The organism is Acidovorax sp. BL-A-41-H1, assembly GCF_051942715.1.
Map to the genome: position 1 here is coordinate 648,525 of NZ_JBPVJQ010000006.1, position 17,821 is coordinate 666,345.

At 64.8% G+C, this 17,821-nt stretch carries 16 protein-coding genes; 8 read left to right on the plus strand and 8 right to left on the minus strand.

From position 1 onward, the window contains the following. Window positions 1-92: 92 nt before the first annotated feature. The 5 genes from flhC to ACTPOI_RS16215 form a co-directional block, all read right to left on the minus strand. On the minus strand, window positions 93-647 hold the full coding sequence (gene flhC, locus ACTPOI_RS16195) for a flagellar transcriptional regulator FlhC (RefSeq protein WP_440110609.1): 555 nt from the start codon (window positions 645-647) through the stop codon (window positions 93-95). Window positions 648-694: 47 nt separating this feature from the next. Continuing rightward, window positions 695-1,021 (minus strand): flagellar transcriptional regulator FlhD, encoded by a 327-nt coding sequence (flhD, locus tag ACTPOI_RS16200; protein ID WP_069103380.1) that lies wholly within the window; start codon window positions 1,019-1,021, stop codon window positions 695-697. Between the two features lie 428 nt (window positions 1,022-1,449). Further along, window positions 1,450-2,352, minus strand: a complete 903-nt coding sequence (locus ACTPOI_RS16205; RefSeq protein WP_440112646.1) for a sulfurtransferase — start codon at window positions 2,350-2,352, stop codon at window positions 1,450-1,452. Window positions 2,353-2,458: 106 nt separating this feature from the next. Then, on the minus strand, window positions 2,459-3,370 hold the full coding sequence (locus ACTPOI_RS16210; protein WP_440110612.1) for a DMT family transporter: 912 nt from the start codon (window positions 3,368-3,370) through the stop codon (window positions 2,459-2,461). A gap of 252 nt (window positions 3,371-3,622) precedes the next feature. Continuing rightward, window positions 3,623-4,774, minus strand: a complete 1,152-nt coding sequence (locus tag ACTPOI_RS16215; RefSeq protein WP_440110614.1) for an aromatic ring-hydroxylating oxygenase subunit alpha — start codon at window positions 4,772-4,774, stop codon at window positions 3,623-3,625. 339 nt (window positions 4,775-5,113) lie between these two features. Here ACTPOI_RS16215 and xseB point away from each other — a divergent pair, with 339 nt between their 5' ends. The 5 genes from xseB (at window position 5,114) to ACTPOI_RS16240 (ending at window position 10,872) form a co-directional block, all read left to right on the plus strand. Beyond that, window positions 5,114-5,356 carry an exodeoxyribonuclease VII small subunit gene (xseB, locus tag ACTPOI_RS16220; RefSeq protein WP_440110616.1) on the plus strand — a complete coding sequence of 81 codons (243 nt, stop codon included), beginning with the start codon at window positions 5,114-5,116 and terminating at the stop codon, window positions 5,354-5,356. Further along, a complete protein-coding gene (locus ACTPOI_RS16225) occupies window positions 5,353-6,315 on the plus strand; it encodes a polyprenyl synthetase family protein (RefSeq protein ID WP_440110618.1) in 963 nt (320 codons plus the stop codon). Before xseB ends, ACTPOI_RS16225 begins: the two co-directional genes overlap by 4 nt. Window positions 6,316-6,435: 120 nt before the next feature. Further along, window positions 6,436-8,325, plus strand: coding sequence for a 1-deoxy-D-xylulose-5-phosphate synthase (gene dxs / locus ACTPOI_RS16230; protein WP_440110620.1), 1,890 nt, complete (start codon window positions 6,436-6,438; stop codon window positions 8,323-8,325). Window positions 8,326-8,476: 151 nt separating this feature from the next. Next, on the plus strand, window positions 8,477-9,559 hold the full coding sequence (locus ACTPOI_RS16235) for a TRAP transporter substrate-binding protein (protein ID WP_440110622.1): 1,083 nt from the start codon (window positions 8,477-8,479) through the stop codon (window positions 9,557-9,559). 230 nt (window positions 9,560-9,789) lie between these two features. Continuing rightward, complete coding sequence (locus ACTPOI_RS16240) at window positions 9,790-10,872, plus strand: TRAP transporter substrate-binding protein (RefSeq protein WP_440110624.1); 1,083 nt, start codon at window positions 9,790-9,792, stop codon at window positions 10,870-10,872. Between the two features lie 765 nt (window positions 10,873-11,637). Here ACTPOI_RS16240 and ACTPOI_RS16245 read toward each other — a convergent pair. The 3 genes from ACTPOI_RS16245 to ACTPOI_RS16255 all read right to left on the minus strand — a co-directional run bounded on the left by ACTPOI_RS16245 (window position 11,638) and on the right by ACTPOI_RS16255 (window position 15,407). After that, window positions 11,638-13,443, minus strand: coding sequence for a TRAP transporter large permease (locus tag ACTPOI_RS16245; RefSeq protein ID WP_440110626.1), 1,806 nt, complete (start codon window positions 13,441-13,443; stop codon window positions 11,638-11,640). A gap of 18 nt (window positions 13,444-13,461) precedes the next feature. Further along, window positions 13,462-14,097, minus strand: coding sequence for a TRAP transporter small permease subunit (locus ACTPOI_RS16250; protein WP_440110628.1), 636 nt, complete (start codon window positions 14,095-14,097; stop codon window positions 13,462-13,464). 182 nt (window positions 14,098-14,279) lie between these two features. Continuing rightward, entirely contained in the window at window positions 14,280-15,407 is a 1,128-nt protein-coding gene (locus tag ACTPOI_RS16255; protein WP_440110630.1) for a substrate-binding domain-containing protein, read from the minus strand. Between the two features lie 50 nt (window positions 15,408-15,457). Between ACTPOI_RS16255 and ACTPOI_RS16260 the strand changes: the two genes are divergently transcribed. The 3 genes from ACTPOI_RS16260 to ACTPOI_RS16270 are packed head-to-tail and all read left to right on the plus strand — an operon-like array spanning window position 15,458 to window position 17,819. Then, window positions 15,458-16,195 (plus strand): ABC transporter permease, encoded by a 738-nt coding sequence (locus ACTPOI_RS16260; RefSeq protein ID WP_440110632.1) that lies wholly within the window; start codon window positions 15,458-15,460, stop codon window positions 16,193-16,195. Beyond that, window positions 16,192-16,998 (plus strand): ABC transporter ATP-binding protein, encoded by an 807-nt coding sequence (locus tag ACTPOI_RS16265; protein WP_440110634.1) that lies wholly within the window; start codon window positions 16,192-16,194, stop codon window positions 16,996-16,998. Before ACTPOI_RS16260 ends, ACTPOI_RS16265 begins: the two co-directional genes overlap by 4 nt. Window positions 16,999-17,048: 50 nt before the next feature. Beyond that, window positions 17,049-17,819: a substrate-binding domain-containing protein gene (locus ACTPOI_RS16270; RefSeq protein WP_440110636.1), complete on the plus strand. Its 771-nt coding sequence runs from the start codon at window positions 17,049-17,051 to the stop codon at window positions 17,817-17,819. Window positions 17,820-17,821: the final 2 nt, after the last annotated feature.

Sequence of the window (17,821 nt, forward strand, 5' to 3'; positions counted from 1 at the left end):
AAAAAAGGCCGATTTCAAGTGAAATCGGCCTGTAGCGCTTGATTTGTATGCCTTGTTCGCTATCAACTATGTAGCATTTGGGGTTTGCTCGCTCAGTGCAGCATCAGCGCACCTGCCGACTTGCTCTTGCCAGCGCGGGCGGGCGGGTTGCACAGGCCGCAGGTGAAGTGGCGGTTTTCGTACAGCTCGGTCACGAACTGGCCGCTGCACTGGCTGCACTTGGTGCGCGTCAGCATGCCTGCGTCCACAAACTTCACGAGGCGCCATGCGCGGGTGAACGACAGCAGGGGTTCGATCTCGGCCGTGGCCACCTGCTCGCTGTACAGGCGGTAGGCCTTGGTCAGCAGTTCCACCGAATCCAGGTCCACGCCCTTGGACAGGTACTCGTAAATGTTCAGAAACAGCGAGCTGTGGATGTTTTCCTGCCAGGTCAGGAACCAGTCGGTCGAAAACGGCAGCTGGCCCTTCGACGGCGACTTGCCCGCGATTTCCTTGTACAGACGGATCAGCCGCTCGTACGACAGCGTGGTTTCCGACTCCAGCACCTGCATGCGGGCGCCCATCTGGATGAGCAGCGCAGCGCGTTCGATCTGCTTGGACTCGTTGAGGACACTCTTGACGGGAGCTTTGGTGGCGGTGGCGGTCATGGCGGGCTTTCGGCGATCAGGTGAAGGAGGTCTGAGGACGGTGCGTCTTACAGCACTTCCGATACGCGGCTGGCCATCAGGATGTTGGCGTGCAGCGTGTTGGTCGCCTCGTTGCCCACCTTCTTGGCCGAGTGGTTGGTCAGCAAGCTCCACACCAGGTTATCGTCCACCCGGAAGCTGCAAAGAAGGGTGTTGCGGGAGGCCAGTTTCATGACTTGCGCTGCCGACAGCGATGCCAGAATATCGGCAGACTCTTCATTCATGCCCAGGCGGAAAACCGCTTCGGCCTTGTCCTGGCGAATCAGGGTCTGGGCCAGCATCAGGTAAGTGAGATTGGCTTCGCGGATTTCTGCGAGGATTTGGTCGTTGGTCATGGCGGCTTCCTTTGTTCCAGTTACCGGGGGCTTGCGTGGACTGCAGACTGCAGGCTTTGCGTGATCCGGTGAAATGGATTGTGAAACTGCCCCAATCAAAAATTAAGTCGGCGTCTTGCTGCGCCGCATGTCTGGTTGTGCGGTGGGCCTTGTAAGAATTTGCCTTACACGCGACCAAGGCAATGTCCCGCATGGCAGGGGGCTAGGCGTGCTGCCGTGGACTCGCCGTCCCCCTCGGGTCCGGGCCTGGCGCCCGATCCGCCGATATGTAAAAAACACGGCATCTGCACAGATCGCCACGGCAGTGATGCGTGCGGCGCGCCGTAATGCTGGCTGGGCGCGCTGCTTGGGAGTTCCTCAGACCAGCGTCCCGCCCCGCGGCATCAGCCATCTCGTCAGCGCGGAGCTCCGCGCATCCCGCAGATCCCTCAACCGCGCTCCACCGGCCGCGCCGGGTCGCTGCACCACTCGCTCCAGCTGCCAGCAAACAGGGCAGTGGGCCCCAGCCCTGCGATCTCCATGGCCAGCAGGTTGGGCACGGCACTTACGCCGCTGCCGCACTGGTGCACCACGGTGCGCGCATCGCGGCCTGCCAGCAGGGCGTCGAACTCTGCACGCAGCACGGACGCGGGCTTGAAGCGGCCGTCCTCGCCAATGTTCTGCACAAAAGGCCGGTTCAGTGCGCCCGGGATGTGCCCGGCCACCGGGTCCAGCGGCTCGACCTCGCCACGAAAACGGGGTGTGGCCCGCGCGTCGATCACCGTTTGCCCGGGTTGGCCCAGCCCGGCCAGCACCTGCCCGGCCGTGGCCAGCTGGCGCAGCGGCGCGCCGAGAATGAAATTCGACTGGAAGTGCGCCGGCTCGTCGCCCGCGTTGACGGCGCCGCCCGCCGCCTGCCATGCCTGCAGCCCGCCGTCCAGCACGGCCACGGCATCGTGCCCAGCCCACTTGAGCATCCACCACAGGCGGCCGCAGTAGTTGGCACCCTGGCGGTCGTACACCACGGCCTGCATGCCGTTGGCAAAACCCACGCTGCTCAGCCACATGGCAAAGCGTTCGCGGCTGGGCAGCGGGTGGCGCCCGCCGGATGCGGGCATGTCGGCTTCCTGCGCCGTCAGGGTGCCGGTGGCGCCGGGCGAGCCATGCTTTGCGCTGAGGTTCTCGTTCAGGTCCGCAAACACTGCGCCGGCGATGTGGGCGGCAGCGTACTGCTGCGCACCGGCGCTGGGCTGCATCAGGTCAAAGCTGCAGTCGAACACCATCAGGGGTGCGCCGCCGGCCATCAGTGCCTGCAGTTCAGTGGCGGAAATCAGGGTGGTGTAGGGGGTCATCTGCGGGTGCTCGCCAATGGGTTGATCGGATGCCGACATTGTGGCCAATCAGACTGCGGCCGGGGTTTTCTTTGGTGACCGTTCGCGCGCCCATCACGGGCCCGAATCAGCGCTCTTCGGCGGGTGTGCCTGGCGCGGCGCGTGCGCGCAGCACTGTCGCCGCAATGCCGCTACCCACGATCAGCGCCATGCCCGCCCAGGCGATGGGCGGAAGCTGGTCGCCAAACAGCACCACGCTGTAGGCGGCGGCAAACACGATGCCCGAATACTGCAGGTTGGCCACCACCAGCGTGCCGCGCTGGGTTTTGGCGCTGGCATAGGCGCGCGTCATGCACAGCTGCCCGCCAGCGGCCAGGATGCCGATGGGCAGCAGCCACAGCGCTTGCCAGCCCGGCCAGGCCGACGTGCCGGTGAACAGCAGTGCAGCGCCGCCCGCCACCGCCGAGCCCACGGCAAAGTAAAACACGGTGCGGGATTCCGGCTCGCCCAGCCGCGACAGCGCCACCACCTGCATGTAGGCAAACGCAGCGGTCATGCCCGACATCAGGCCGATCATCCCGGCAAAGCCCTGGTTCTGATCCAGGCTGGGCCGGAGCATCATCACCACGCCGGCAAAGCCGGTCAGTACGGTCACGATCAAGGTGCCTTGCAGGGCAGGGCGCGGCGACGTAGCTGAAGGGCGCCATGCCAGCAGCGTGCCGCCCACGAGGAAAGCCGCGATCCACACGCTGCTCATGTAGTTGAGCGTCATGGCGGTGGCCAGCGGCAGGTGGGCAATGGCGTAAAACCAGGCCCCCAGCGATGCCACGCCCACCAGGCTGCGCCAGGCGTGCATGCCGGGGTACCTTGTCGCCAGCGTCACCTTCTGGCCGCGCGCCAGCAGCCACAGGATGGCAATGCCGATCAGGCCGCGGTAGAACACGAGCTCGGCCGAATTGAAGAAGCCAGAAGCGATCTTCACGCACACGCCCATGCTTGCAAACAGGAACGCGGCCAACACCATCCAGAGAGCTTGCATCAGGGAGCAGTTAGTCGGGTGAGCGCACCACAAGGTGCAGATAAGAAAACAGCCGCCAGCGCTTGTTAGTCAAGCAGTGGCAGCTATTGTAATGAGAGCGATTGGGGCCATCCCGACGAATGGGTGGTGTTGAGGACGCTGTTTGGGATTTCAAAAAATGGCCCTAGGCGCAGGCCTTGAAAAACTGGCGCGGCCCAGACCAGCGCCCCCGCGCAAGGGCCGCCCCGCCCCGCCGCGCCGGGAGCGTCCCCCTCAGGGGGAAGGCACCAAAGGCGACTCAGGGGGGGGCATTACTTCCCTGTACCACTCATGAAAGTGCTGCATGCCGTCTTCCATCGGGCTTTGGTAGGGGCCCACTTCGTTGTCGCCCCGCGCCAGCAGCGCCTTGCGGCCGGCATCCATGCGTTCGCCTATCTCGTCGTCCTCGATGCACGTTTCCATGTACGCGGCCTTCTGCGCCTCGACGAATTCGCGCTCGAATGCCGCGATCTCCTCGGGGTAGTAGAACTGCACCATGTTCATCGTCTTCGTCGGGCTGATAGGGTGCAGCGTGGACACCGTGAGCACATGCGGGTACCACTCGACCATGATGTGCGGGTACAGCGTGAGCCAGATGGCGCCATGCTTGGGCGGCTTGCCCTCGCGGTAGGCCAGCAGCGCCTCGTGCCAGCGCTCGTACACGGGGCTGCCCGCCTTGCCCAGGCGGTTGGCCACGCCCACGGTCTGCACCGAATAGTTCTTGCCGAACTCCCAGCGCAGGTCGTCGCAGGTGACAAAGCTGCCCAGCCCCGGGTGGAAGGGGCCCACGTGGTAGTCCTCCAGATAGACCTCGATGAAGGTCTTCCAGTTGTAGTTGCACTCGTGCATTTCCACATGGTCCAGCACGTAACCCTCAAAGCTCAGGTCGTCCTTCGGGCCCATGTGGGCCAGATCGGCAGCCACGTCGTAGCCGTTGTCTTCAAACAGCAGGCCGTTCCACTCGCGCAGCTTGTAGTTGTTGAGGTTCAGGCACGGGTCGTTGGCGAAATGCGGGGCGCCCAGCAGTTCGCCCTTGGGGCTGTAGGTCCAGCGGTGCAGGGGGCACACGATATTGCCGCCCGCGCTTCCCTTTTGCTGGGTGTGCAGCGATCCCTTGCCCTTGAGCATGACGGCCTGGCGGTGGCGGCACACGTTGGAGACCAGTTCGATGCCGCCCTGTGCATTGCGCACCAGCGCGCGGCCCTCGCCCTCCTGGGGCAGCGCATAGTAGTCGCCCGCGTTGGGTACGGCCAGCTGGTGCCCCACATAACGGGGCCCGCGCTGGAAGATGGTGTCCAGCTCGCGCTGGAACAGCGCATCGTCAAAGTAGCTTGAAACTGGTAGTTGGCTTGCAGCCTGCTGCAGTTGAAGACTTAAATCAGACATGGGTGACCTGACCTAAAGACTCCCCACAGGAAAAAAGTGCGGGAGGTGCGCCCATGAGAGCGCATCTGGAAAAAGAAAACCGGCTCAGAAGACGGCCGGCTCGAAAGGGAATGGGATTATAGGCGGTGGGGTTATTCCCGCATCTCGTTTATGTGTATTGAAAAGCTCCGGTCCGCGGATCCCTGATCTAGCGCAATTCCACGCAACGTGTCCCCCGGCTGCGCCAATTTGTACAGAGGGTTCACGGGCACATGGCCCTGCGGGGACGCCGGGCAAACCGGTGCCCGGGGCTGCGCCTAAAATCTTCGGTTTTGCATCTGCGCACCCCCGTCGCCCTCTATGCCCAAAACGCCTGCCCCTCCCGCGCCTCCCTCTGAACCGGTCAGCTACGAGGCTGCCCTGCAGGAGCTGGAGCAGCTCGTGGGAAGCATCGAGTCGGGCCAGATGCCCCTCGACCAGATGCTGGCGGGCTACCAGCGCGGCGCCACCCTGCTGGCTTTTTGCCGCGACCGGCTGGAAGCCGTGCAGGACCAGATCAAGGTGCTGGACGAGGGCCAGCTCCAGCCATGGACGCAGGAATGAGTGCCGTCGCCGCGCCTGTGCCTCGGCACACCCCAGAGATGCAAGCGCTGGATTTCACATCCTGGAGCCAGGCGCATCTGGCTGCGGTGGAGGCCGCGCTGGGCCGCTGGGTGGGCCACGGCGCGCCCGCCGGGCTGGGGGAAGCCATGCGCTATGCCGTGCTCGACGGCGGCAAACGCCTGCGACCCCTGCTGGTGCTGGCTGCGCAGGAGGCAGCCAGCAGCGCGGCAGGGCAGGGTGCCCAGCCCCACGCGGAGGCGGCCCTGCGCGCCGCTTGTGCTGTCGAGCTGATCCATGCGTACTCGCTGGTGCATGACGACATGCCCTGCATGGACAACGACGTGTTGCGCCGTGGCAAGCCCACGGTGCATGTGAAGTTCGGGCAGGCGCAGGCCCTGCTCGCTGGCGATGCGCTGCAGGCCTTTGCCTTTGAACTGCTGGCCCCGGACGACGCCGAAGCCGGCATCCCACCGGCCATCCAGGCCACGCTGTGCCGTGTGCTGGCACGTGCTGCCGGGTCGGCCGGCATGGCGGGTGGGCAGGCCATCGACCTGGCCAGCGTGGGCCGCGCCCTGACCGAAGACGAGCTGCGCCACATGCACCGCCTCAAGACCGGCGCGCTGCTGCAGGGCAGCGTGCTGATGGGCGCGGTCTGCGGCCAGGCCGCGCCCGGCGCCTTTGGCGCGCTGTCCGACTACGGCGCGGCCGTGGGGCTGGCGTTCCAGGTCGTCGACGACATCCTGGATGTGGTGGCGGACTCGGCCACGCTGGGCAAGACGGCGGGCAAGGATGCTGCTGCAGACAAGCCCACTTATGTTTCACTGCTGGGCTTGGAGCGGGCGCAGGCCTATGCGCAGGAGCTGCTGGCCGAAGCCCTGGGGGCCCTGGATCGCAGCGGCCTGCCAGACACGCGCGCACTGGCAGCACTGGCTGCCATGGTGGTGCGCCGCTCGCATTGACATGGACCCCTGCCGATACCGCCGCCCGGTTGCCTCTTGCGCCAGTACGGGGCGGTTTTGGTGCCTGAATGGCCTGTAGCCCATGATTTATAAGCGCTCTAAGCTACAAGAAATATAGCAATGTCCACGACAACCTTTCCCCTGCTGCAGACGATCAACGACCCCGCGGACCTGCGCAAGCTCTCGCGCGCCGACCTCAAGGTGCTGGCCGCCGAACTGCGTGGTTTCGTGCTGGAAAGCGTCTCGCGCACCGGCGGGCACCTGAGCTCCAACCTGGGCACGGTCGAACTCACGGTGGCCCTGCACCACGTGTTCAACACGCCGGAAGACCGTCTGGTGTGGGATGTAGGCCACCAGACCTATCCGCACAAGATCCTGACCGGCCGGCGCGACCGCATGCATACGTTGCGCCAGCTCGGCGGCATTTCCGGGTTTCCGCAGCGCACCGAGAGCCCTTACGACACCTTTGGCACCGCACACTCCAGCACCAGCATTTCTGCTGCGCTGGGCATGGCCATGGCCGCCCGGCGCAAGGGCGAGAACCGCCATGCGGTCGCCATCATCGGCGATGGCGCCATGAGTGCCGGCATGGCGTTCGAGGCGTTGAACAACGGCGGTGTGTCCGACGCCAACCTGCTGGTGGTGCTCAACGACAACGACATGAGCATCAGCCCGCCCGTGGGTGCGCTCAACCGCTACCTGGCCCAGCTGATGAGCGGCCAGTTCTACGCCGCCGCCAAGAACGTGGGCAAGACGGTGCTCAAGCCCGTGCCCCCCCTGCTGGAGCTTGCCAAGCGCTTTGAGCAGCAGGCCAAGGGCATGGTGGTGCCCGCCACGCTGTTCGAGAAGTTCGGCTTCAACTACATCGGCCCGATTGATGGGCACGACCTGGATTCGCTGATCCCGACGCTGGAGAACATCAAGAGCCTGGGGGGCCCGCAGTTTCTGCATGTGGTGACCAAAAAGGGCCAGGGCTACAAGCTGGCCGAGGCCGACCCTGTGGCCTACCACGGCCCTGGCAAGTTCGACCCCGCCGTAGGGCTGGTGGCCAGCTCCGCCGCGCCCAAGCTCACCTTTACCCAGGTCTTCGGCCAGTGGCTGTGCGACATGGCGGCACAGGACGGCCGTCTGGTGGGCATTACCCCCGCCATGCGCGAAGGCTCGGGCATGGTCGAGTTTGAAAAGCGGTTCCCCGACCGCTACTACGACGTCGGCATTGCCGAGCAGCACGCCGTCACGTTTGCAGCCGGCATGGCCTGCGAAGGCGTGAAGCCTGTGGTGGCCATTTATTCCACCTTCCTGCAGCGCGGGTACGACCAGCTCATCCACGACGTTGCGCTTCAGAACCTGCCGGTGGTTTTTGCGCTGGACCGTGCGGGCCTCGTGGGTGCAGACGGCGCCACCCATGCGGGCGCGTACGACATTCCTTTTGTGCGCTGCATCCCCAACATGAGCATGGCCTGCCCGGCCGACGAGCGCGAGTGCCGCCAGTTGCTGACCACAGCCTTTGAGCAAAACCACCCGGTGGCCGTGCGCTACCCGCGCGGCAGCGGCGCAGGTGCTGTACCGCTGGCCAGCCTGGAAGGCCTGCCTTTTGGCAAGGGCGAGGTGCGCCGCGTGCGCAAGGGTGCTGCCGATACCTCAGCCCCCATGCCGCGCATCGCGATCCTGTCATTCGGCACCCTGCTGTACCCGGCGCTGGAAGCCGGCGAGAAGCTCGATGCCACCGTGGTCAACATGCGCTGGGCCAAGCCGGTCGACGAGGCGCTGCTGCGCGAGGTGGCGCAAGGCCACGACGCACTGGTCACTGTCGAAGAGGGTGCCATCATGGGCGGCGCTGGCAGCGCGGTGACCGAGGCGCTGAACGCCATGGGCATCGTCCGCCCGGTGCTCCAGCTGGGCCTGCCGGATGTGTTCATCGAGCACGGCGACCCCGCACGTCTGCTGGCGCTGCAGGGGCTGGATGCCGCGGGCATCGAGCGGTCCATCCGGGCACGCTTCGTGCCGTAATCGGCCGTTGGTGACGGCCCCAAGGCGGGCGTTGGGGTTATCGACAACGGGTGCGCTCCGGGTGCAGACCTAGAATGGCTCAGGGCCTTCAGCGGCCCCTCACCCGTCAGCGTGGCTTTGCGCCACGTCCTTGATCTCGGAGACACCCCCCATGGATCGTCGTTCCGCCATTCGGCACGCAGGCATCGCCAGCGTGCTTGCGACTGGCATGTCCCCTGCGGTACATGCGCAGACCGCGGTGCGGTGGCGCCTGGCGTCCAGCTTTCCGAAGTCGCTCGACACGATTTATGGTGGCGCCACAGTGTTCGCCCGGGAGGTCAAGGCGCTGTCCGCCGGCCGGTTCGAGATCGAGGTGCATGCCGCGGGCGAGCTGATGCCCGCATTCGGCGTGCTGGATGCCGTGCAGGGCGGCACAGTGGAGATTGCCCACACCGCTCCCTACTACTTCTACGCCCGCAACCAGGCATTCGCCCTGGGGTCTGCCATCCCGTTCGGTTTCAATGCGCGGCAGATGAATGCCTGGATGCTGCACGGCAACGGCCGGCGCCTCATGGACGAGTTCTATGCGGGCTACAACATGGTCAGCTTTGCCGGGGGCAACACCGGCACACAGATGGGGGGCTGGTACCTCAAGGAAATCCGGCACGTCACGGATTTCAAGGGGATGCGGATGCGCCTCGGCGGCGGGCTTGTGGGTGAAGTGATGGCCGCGATGGGCGTCATTCCTGTGGACATGCCGGGCGGTGAAATCTACGAGGCCCTGCAAAAGCGGACCATCGACGCGGCCGAATGGGTCGGCCCGTATGACGACCAGAAGCTGGGGCTCAACAAGGTCGCTCCTTACTACTACTACCCCGGCTGGTGGGAGGGCGGGCTCGAACTCGACTTCCTCGTCAACCGCAAGGCCTACGAGGCGCTTCCGGCCGATTACCGGGCCATCGTCAGGGCTGCGTCTTCGCTGGCGCACGCCGACATGCTGGCCAAGTACGATGCCCTGAATCCCAATGCGCTCAAACAGCTGGTGGTTGCCAAAACCAAGGTGCTGCCCTTTTCACTGCCCGTGCTGGATGCATCGTTTCGCGCGGCAATGGATGTATTTGCGGTGAATGAATCCCGAAGCGCGCAATGGAAAAAAATCTACGCAGACATGCGCAACTTCCAGCGTGATCAGATATTCTGGTATCGCTTCGCGGAAGCCCGTTACGACAGCTTCATGTCTGCGCAGCGGATCTGAAAACGGCCTGCACCCACAGGCCCTCCATGCACAGTTCGCGCTGCGCAATGCGGCCTGAAGACGAGGCTTGCAGAATCCTGAAGGCTTGGGGCGCTTGGCCCGATTGCGGGGGAAAACCCGCAGGGTTTGGCGGGGTCGTATTCCTACAATCGATTTGGACAACCACCCATTGGCCGGGAGTGCACAACACTTCCGGTCAGCTTTTGCCAACTACATCTCGGAGAGAACTTATGGATCGTCGCTCAATCATCAAGCACGCTGGTATCGCAGGTGTGCTCGCCGCGGGCGCTGCGCCTGCCGTGCACGCGCAGGCTGCGGTGCGCTGGCGCCTGGCCTCCAGTTTCCCCAAGTCCCTGGACACGATTTTCGGCAGCGCCGAAATGCTGTCCAAGACGGTCAAGGCCATGTCGGGCGGCAAGTTTGAAATTTCCGTGCACCCTGCCGGCGAACTGATGCCCGCCTTTGGCGTGGTTGACGCCCTGCAGGCCGACAACATCGACATGGCGCAGTCCGCTGCGTACTACTTCACCGGCAAGGACCCCATTTTTGCCTTCAGCTGCGCAGTGCCCTTTGGCCTTACCGCACGCCAGTCCGCTGCCTGGAAGAAGTACGGCAACGGTGCCAAGCTGATGGACGCGTTCTTTGAAAAGTACAACTTCTTCACCGCCAGTGGCGGCAACACCGGCACCCAGATGGGCGGCTGGTACCGCAAGGAAATCAAGACGGTCGAAGACCTCAAGGGTCTGAAGATGCGCATGGGCGGCGGCGTGTTCGGCGAGGCCATGGCCAAGCTGGGCGTGGTGGCGCAAAACATGCCGGCCGGCGACATCTACCAGGCGCTCGAAAAGGGTACGCTGGACGCCGCCGAATTTGTGGGCCCCTACGACGATGCCAAGCTGGGCTTCAGCAAGGTGGCGCCGTTCTACTACTACCCCGGCTGGTGGGAAGGTGGCGCAGACCTTGAGTTCTTCGTGAACAACAAGAAGTTTGCGACCCTGTCGGACGAAAACAAGGCCATCCTGAACGCTGCCATGACCGTCGCCGCTGCCGACATGACGGCCAAGTACGACGCGTACAACCCGATCGCCCTGAAGAAGCTGGTGGCCGAAAAGACCAAGCTCACAGCCTTCCCCAAGGCGCTTATCGATGCCGGCTTCAAGGCCTGCATGGAAGTTTACGCAGAGCACAGCGCCAAGTCGCCTGAGTTCAAGAAGATCTACGAAGACATGCGTGCGTTCCAGCGCGACCAGATCCTGTGGAACCGCTTCTCCGAATACCCGTTCAACCAGTACATGAACGGCGTCAAGATCTGACCCTGGTGCCGTAACGGCCTCCGGGCCGTTTCCCCACCCCCCCAAGCCGCGCATGTCGCGGCTTTTTTCATGGCGCACCGATTTGCAGGTATCGGCCGCGCCCCTGCGTGCCGTGCGCCGCCGGGGACACGCAAGGTGAAGTGCGATGTGCGAGTGCGCCCGGTCATGGACCGCACGTTGATCGCGATGCTATGACGCAGTGCCGGAGCGCGGCGTCGGCCAGCATAGCTCGGAGGCGTTCTGATGGCAGCGCTGCGGGGTCGGTGAGTGGACCGTGCGCAGGCCTTCAGGGCCCGGAGGCCGCTCCGACCACAGCGCAACCTGGATGCGGCTGACGCGGGCCGCTGCTGGTGCACAGTGTTTGAGCCCGAACTCGGCCCTCGACACATCCACGCAATGCGACGGCTCTCCAAGGCGATTTGCGAGCCTGCGGCCCGGATTGATGCGCCAGCCGTGGTCGTCACGAGGATGGCGCGGGCAGACTAGACGGCTGAGTGCCAGTCGCCGGGTGCGCCCTACTGCGCTTGCAGCGATGCTCAAGCCGGTGTCCGTGCTTGCAGCGTCTGTGGCGCCCGGAGGGGGCAGAGCCAAGATCTGGTGCCGTCACTTGCAGACAGTGTTTGAAGTGCTCAACGCGTGTATGCGGTATCCCCCGGTGGTCCGCAGCAGATCGGTTGTGAGGGCAGCAGTGCTCGCTGCTTCAGGACGAAAAAAAGGCCCCGAGGGGCCTTTGTGGATGGAGGAGAACCGGAGTTCTCACTACCTTCAGTTCGCTGGCTTTTTCAGCGCATCTTCCATTGCCTTCAGCGGGTCGTCAGCGGCCGCAGCGGGCGCTGCAGCTCCTGGTGCAGCAGCGTCTGGCGCAGCGGGCTCGGTGCTTGCGCCGAACGGCTCCTCGCCGTAGGACTCGGCTCCAGCTGGCGCACCGAGGGTCTCGCGCATCTGGTCGCCCAGGCTTTCCAGGTTGTATTCGACCTTGGCGTCCAGCGCTCCAGTCACGATCTGCGGGAACGCGATCAGCACGCCCACCATGGTCAGCTGGATCAGCAGGAACGGAATGGCGCCCCGGTAGATCTGCATGGTTGTCACGGGCTCCATGGTCTTGCGCGTGACGCGGTCCACGTAAGGCTTGTCAGGCGCCACCGAGCGCAGGAAGAACAGTGCAAAGCCGAACGGCGGGTGCATGAACGAGGTCTGCATGTTCACGGCCAGCAGCACGCCGAACCAGATCAGGTCGATGCCCAGCTTGTCGGCCACCGGTGCCAGCAATGGCACCACGATGAACGACAGCTCGAAGTAGTCCAGGAAGAACGCCAGGAAAAACACCATCACGTTCACGGCGATCAGGAAGCCGACCTGGCCACCGGGCAGGGTGGTGAGCAGGTGCTCCACCCAGATCGGGCCGTCTGCCGCCTGGAAGACCAGGCTGAACACCGTGGCGCCGATCAGGATGAACATCACGAAGCTGGACAGCTTGGTGGTGGATGCCAGGGCTTGCTTGAGCAGCTTCATGTCCAGGCGCTTGCGGGCCCAGGCCATGATCAACGCGCCCATCGCACCCATGGCGCCGCCTTCGGTCGGCGTGGCGATGCCCAGGAAAATCGTGCCCAGCACCAGGAAGATCAGCAGCAGGGGCGGGATGAGCACGAACGTCACGCGCTCTGCCAGGCGGGACAGCAGGCCCAGCTTGAGGCCCTTGTTCAGCAACGCGATGGCCAGGGCCACCGCCGTGCCGCCGCACATGGCGACCACCACTTTTTCGTCGGTGGGCACCGAAGTGACCAGCTGGCCTTCCCACCATGTGTGGACTTCGGCCATGTGGCGTGCCAGAAAGATGGACACGGTGGCAGACAGGCCCGCCAGCACGGCGAGCGAGGTGTAGCCGCCACCGCCGTCGGCTTCGCGGTAGGTGCGTGCCTCAGGGGGCAGTGCGGGCACCTGGTGCGGCTTGAACACCGCCAGGAACAGCACGTACAGCACATACATCCCCATCAGCAGGAAGCCGGGCAGGAAGGCGCCCTTGTACATGTCGCCCACGCTCTGGCCCAGCTGGTCGGCCATCAGGATCAGCACGAGCGATGGCGGAATGATCTGCGCCAATGTGCCGGATGCTGCGATCACCCCGCTGCTCAGGCGTCGGTCATAGCCGTAGCGCAGCATGATGGGCAGCGAGATCAGGCCCATCGAAATCACCGATGCAGCCACCACGCCGGTCGTTGCGGCCAGCAGGGCACCCACAAAGATCACGGCCAGGGCCAGTCCGCCGCGCATGGGGCCGAACACCTGGCCGACCGTGTCGAGCAGATCCTCGGCCATGCCGCTTCGCTCAAGGATGAGCCCCATCAACGTAAAGAACGGTACGGCCAGCAACGTGTCGTTGGCCATGATGCCGATAAGGCGCTGGGGCAGCCACGCCATGACCGAGCTGGGGAAGATGCCCATCTCGATGCCAAGGAAGCCGAAGAAGAGGCCGCAGGCACCCAGGCTGAATGCCACCGGGAAACCCAGCAGCAGGAACATGATCAGCCCCGCAAACATGAAGGGGGCGAAATTGGACGCGAAGAATTCCATGATGAAGTTGCTCCGTGCTCAGCGCGCTGGCGTGGCGGGTGGTGTGGTTCCCGCAGCACTCTCGGCGGCAGCGGCTTCCTGCTGCTTGCGCAGGAGTTCGACGAGTTCTTCTTCAGCGGTTTTTTCCACCAGGCGGCCCATGGGGTCGGGGCCCTGGCCGCGCAGGAAGGCAATGCGCTTGATCAGTTCGGACCAGCCTTGCAGCATCAGCAAGGTGAAGCCGAAGGGGATCGCCACCCACACGGGCCAGCGGATCAGCCCGCCGGGGTTGCCGGAGACCTCGCCCGTCTCGTACATCTGGATGACCAGCGGCCAGCTGAGATACAGCACCAGGCCGCACAGGGGGGTCAAGAAGAATGCAAATCCGACGACGTCGATCCAGACCTGCACGCGCTTGGGCAGGCGGCTGTTGACCACGTCGATGCGCACATGCTCGCGATTGAGCAGCGTGAAACCGGCTGCTGCCAGGAAGGACCAGGCAAACAGGTACCACTGTGCTTCAAGGTAGGCGTTGGAGCTGACTCCAAAGATCTTGCGCACCAGCGCGTTGATGGCACTGACGGCCGTGGCGGCAAAGATCAGCCAGATGACGTATTTGCCGACGAAGGCATTGAGCCCGTCAATGGCTCTGGAAAATTTCAATAAAGCCTGCATGGTGTCTCCAATAGAAAGGCTGTGTATGCGATGTGCCGGCTGCCTTGCAGATGGGCGCAACAGTCGACAAATTCTTACAACGCCACGGATTCTACGGAGCGGGCGCAGAGCGATTCTGACATCAGTGTGACGGCGGATGGTGCTTGTCGGTAAAGGACTTAAAGCTATAAAAATAATAGCAATTAGGGTTTCTTCTTAGTCGCTGTCACAGCCTTGCGACGTGCAAATTGCCACCATGGCAGCACGCGGCTCATGGCCAGCACCTCCCCGCAGTGCAGCGGCGCATAGCCTTCGAGCGATGACATCTGCGCCAGCCACTCGGGCGTTTGCAGCAGCGTGCGCAGCGCACGCGTGGCGGGTTGCTCCAGGCTGTCCTTCAGGCAGGCCAGGTGGTAGCGCTCCTGTGCCAGGGGCACAAAACCCAGCCCCCGCGCATGTGCCGCCAGCCCAATGCCCAGCCCCACATCCGCGGCGCCGGCCGCCACCGCCTGGGCCACGGCGGTGTGCGATGGCTCATCGCGTTCGTAGCCGGCCAGCTCCCCGGGCGCAAGGCCGGCCTGCGCCAGCAGCTCATCGAGCAGCACCCGCGTGCCGGAGCCCAGGGGGCGGTTGACGAAGCGCGCGCCCGTGCGCGCCACGTCGGCCAGGCTGTGCAGGCCCAGCGGGTTGCCTGGGGCCACCACCAGGCCCTGCGTGCGCTGTGCAAACCCGATGATCTTGTGGCGCCCCGGCTGCAACAGCGGGCGGTAGGTGCGTGCCGCCACCGAGCCGGCGGCCGGCTGCTCCAGCGTGTGGAATCCGGCGATGGTGCAGCGCCCTTCGTTCAGCGCGCGGATGGCATCCACGCTGCCCGTAAACCGGATGTCCAGGTGCAGCGCCCCGGCTTCGCCCGGTGCGGCCGCGTGCGAGCGCAGCACGCCCAGCGCATCGTCGTGGCTGGCATACAGCGTGAGCACATGGGCATCGGGATCGAACGCCACGGCAAAGGCGCGCTCCAGGTCGGCATGCAGTGCGGCAATCTGCGGCGCCAGCCGGGCCTGGGCCTGGCGTTCGGCCCACAGCAGCTTGCTGCCAAATTCGCTGAGCTGCGCTGACTGGCCCTTTCCCCAGACGATCAGCTCGCCGCCCAGCTGGTCTTCCCAGCGCTTGAGGGCACCCCACACATGCCGGTACGACAAGCCCAGCCCGCGCGCAGCCCCCGAGATGGAGCCCTGCTCGGCCACAGCCTGCAGCATTTCGGGCAGGGGGTTGCGGATCATCGCGGTGCCGGCATCGCGGCTGAGCGTGTAGTGGAGTTGGACCCTATGCACAGGTGTTCATATCGCAGGACATTGGTGGGGTGCCTACGATAGCCGAACACATGTCCAGTCTGACCGATAGCGCGAGCACGGCGCTGAAACTCATCGCCGAATCCGATCCCGCGCTGTGGACCATCGTGGGCCGCTCGCTGGCCGTCAGCGGCACGGCCTGCCTGGTGGCGTGTGGCCTGGGCCTGGTGCTGGGCGCGTGGCTGGGGGTGGCGCGCTTTGCGGGCCGGGGCGCGGTGCTGGCGTTGCTCAACACCTCGCTGGCCGTGCCGTCGGTGGTGGTGGGGCTGCTGGTGTACCTGCTGCTGTCGCGCAGCGGGCCGCTGGGCGCGCTGGGCTGGCTGTTCAGCTTCAAGGCCATGGTGCTGGCGCAGGCCCTGCTGGTGCTGCCCGTGGTGACGGCGCTCACGCGCCAGGCCGTGGAGGACGCCGAGCGCGCCCACGGCGAGCAGCTTCGCTCCATGGGCGCATCGCCCCTGCTGCGCAGCCTGCTGCTGGCGTGGGACGAGCGGTATGCCCTTCTTACCGTGCTCATCGCATCGTTCGGCCGGGCCATCTCGGAGGTGGGGGCGGTGATGATCGTGGGCGGCAACATCGACGGCTTCACACGTGTGATGACCACTGCGATCGCGCTCGAAACCAGCAAGGGTGACCTGCCGCTGGCACTGGCGCTGGGCATCATCCTGCTGACCGTGGTGTTGGCGCTCAACGTGCTGATCGCCCTGGTGCGCCGCTGGCGCGAGCGTGTGGACGGAGCTGCGTCCAGCACGCCCGTAGGAGTGGCGGCATGAAGCCGGGGCAAGTGGCGGCGGCAGGGTTGGCTGCAGCGCCTGCAACCGGTGCATGGGCAGACCTGCGGCAGGTCAACGTGTGTTATGGCCGCGTACAGGCGCTGGCGAATGTCAGCTTGCGCATCGCGCCCGGCGAGCGCGTGGCACTGGTGGGCGCCAACGGCAGCGGCAAAAGCACCTTGCTGCGTGTACTGCATGGTCTGGCAGATACGCACGGCGGCGGCTTGCGGTGCGACCCGGCACTGCGCCAGGCGATGCTGTTCCAGCGGCCGCACATGCTGCGCACCAGCGCCCGCAACAACGTGGCGCTGGCGCTGTGGCTGCGTGGCACGCGCTGGCGCGAGGCCTGCACACAGGCGGTGCTGGCGCTGCAGCGCGTAGGTCTGGCCGATGTGGCGGGGCAGAACGCCCGCACGCTGTCGGGTGGGCAACAGCAGCGTGTGGCGCTGGCGCGCGCGTGGGCCCTGCGCCCCGATGTGCTGCTGCTGGACGAGCCCACCGCCAGCCTTGATCCGCATGCCAAGCGAGAGGTCGAAGCGCTGATGGCCGACTTTGCCGTGCGGGGCGAAGGCGAAGAGGAAAAGGCTGAGGCAGGCGAAGCACGCGGCAGCCGGGCCCCGCAAACTGTGCCCATGACCATGGTGTTCAGCAGTCACAACCTGGGCCAGGTCAAGCGGCTGGCCAGCCGCGTGGTGTATCTGGAGCATGGCCGCGTGGTGGCCGACCTGCCGGTGCATGACTTCTTCAACGGCCCGCTGCCCGAGGCGGCCCGCCTGTTCGTCAAAGGAGAGCTTGTTTCATGAAATTTCGATCAAATCGCCCTGTAGTCCAAGTATTGTTTGCCTGTGTTGCTATGTATTCAATAGAAAATGGCATGGCCCATGCGCAAAGCATCACGATGGCGTCCACCACGTCCACCGAGCAGTCTGGCCTGTTTGGCCACCTGCTGCCCGAATTCAAGAAGGCGAGCGGGCTGGATGTGAAGGTGGTGGCGCTTGGTACCGGCCAGGCGCTGGACATGGCCCGCCGCGGTGATGCCGATGTGCTGTTCGTCCATGACCAGCCGGCCGAGGAAAAGTTTGTGGCCGACGGCTGGGGCGTGAAACGTTTCGCGGTGATGTACAACGATTTCATCCTGATCGGCCCCCGGAACGATCCTGCCGGCACCAAGGGCAAAGACATCGTGCAGGCGCTGCAAAAGCTGGCCGCAGGCAATGGCAACTTTGTCTCGCGCGGCGACAAGAGCGGTACGCATGCCGCTGAGCTGCGCTACTGGAAGCTGGCCAACGCCGACACTGCCAAAGGCAGCGGGTACAAGGAATGCGGCTGCGGCATGGGCCCCGCCCTGAACATTGCGGCATCCAGCGGTGCCTATGTGCTGGCCGACCGGGCGACATGGCTGAACTTCAAAAACCGTGCAGACATGGCCATCCTGGTCGAGGGCGACACGCGGCTTTTCAACCAGTACGGTGTGATGGCAGTGAACCCGGCAAAGCACCCGCATGTGAAAGCCCAGGATGCGCAGAAATTCGTGGACTGGGTGGTGTCTCCTGCCGGCCAGCAAACCATTGCGGGCTACAAGATCGGCGGCGAGCAATTGTTCTTCCCGAATGCAGCGCCTTGATG

Excerpts from the sequence above, each read along its gene's own strand:
- flhC (WP_440110609.1), bottom strand. The coding sequence starts at position 647 with ATGACCGCCACCGCCACCAAAGCTCCCGTCAAGAGTGTCCTCAACGAG.
- flhD (WP_069103380.1), bottom strand. The coding sequence starts at position 1,021 with ATGACCAACGACCAAATCCTCGCAGAAATCCGCGAAGCCAATCTCACT.
- ACTPOI_RS16205 (WP_440112646.1), bottom strand. The coding sequence starts at position 2,352 with ATGACCCCCTACACCACCCTGATTTCCGCCACTGAACTGCAGGCACTG.
- ACTPOI_RS16210 (WP_440110612.1), bottom strand. The coding sequence starts at position 3,370 with ATGCAAGCTCTCTGGATGGTGTTGGCCGCGTTCCTGTTTGCAAGCATG.
- ACTPOI_RS16215 (WP_440110614.1), bottom strand. The coding sequence starts at position 4,774 with ATGTCTGATTTAAGTCTTCAACTGCAGCAGGCTGCAAGCCAACTACCA.
- xseB (WP_440110616.1), top strand. The coding sequence starts at position 5,114 with ATGCCCAAAACGCCTGCCCCTCCCGCGCCTCCCTCTGAACCGGTCAGC.
- ACTPOI_RS16225 (WP_440110618.1), top strand. The coding sequence starts at position 5,353 with ATGAGTGCCGTCGCCGCGCCTGTGCCTCGGCACACCCCAGAGATGCAA.
- dxs (WP_440110620.1), top strand. The coding sequence starts at position 6,436 with ATGTCCACGACAACCTTTCCCCTGCTGCAGACGATCAACGACCCCGCG.
- ACTPOI_RS16235 (WP_440110622.1), top strand. The coding sequence starts at position 8,477 with ATGGATCGTCGTTCCGCCATTCGGCACGCAGGCATCGCCAGCGTGCTT.
- ACTPOI_RS16240 (WP_440110624.1), top strand. The coding sequence starts at position 9,790 with ATGGATCGTCGCTCAATCATCAAGCACGCTGGTATCGCAGGTGTGCTC.
- ACTPOI_RS16245 (WP_440110626.1), bottom strand. The coding sequence starts at position 13,443 with ATGGAATTCTTCGCGTCCAATTTCGCCCCCTTCATGTTTGCGGGGCTG.
- ACTPOI_RS16250 (WP_440110628.1), bottom strand. The coding sequence starts at position 14,097 with ATGCAGGCTTTATTGAAATTTTCCAGAGCCATTGACGGGCTCAATGCC.
- ACTPOI_RS16260 (WP_440110632.1), top strand. The coding sequence starts at position 15,458 with ATGTCCAGTCTGACCGATAGCGCGAGCACGGCGCTGAAACTCATCGCC.
- ACTPOI_RS16265 (WP_440110634.1), top strand. The coding sequence starts at position 16,192 with ATGAAGCCGGGGCAAGTGGCGGCGGCAGGGTTGGCTGCAGCGCCTGCA.
- ACTPOI_RS16270 (WP_440110636.1), top strand. The coding sequence starts at position 17,049 with ATGTATTCAATAGAAAATGGCATGGCCCATGCGCAAAGCATCACGATG.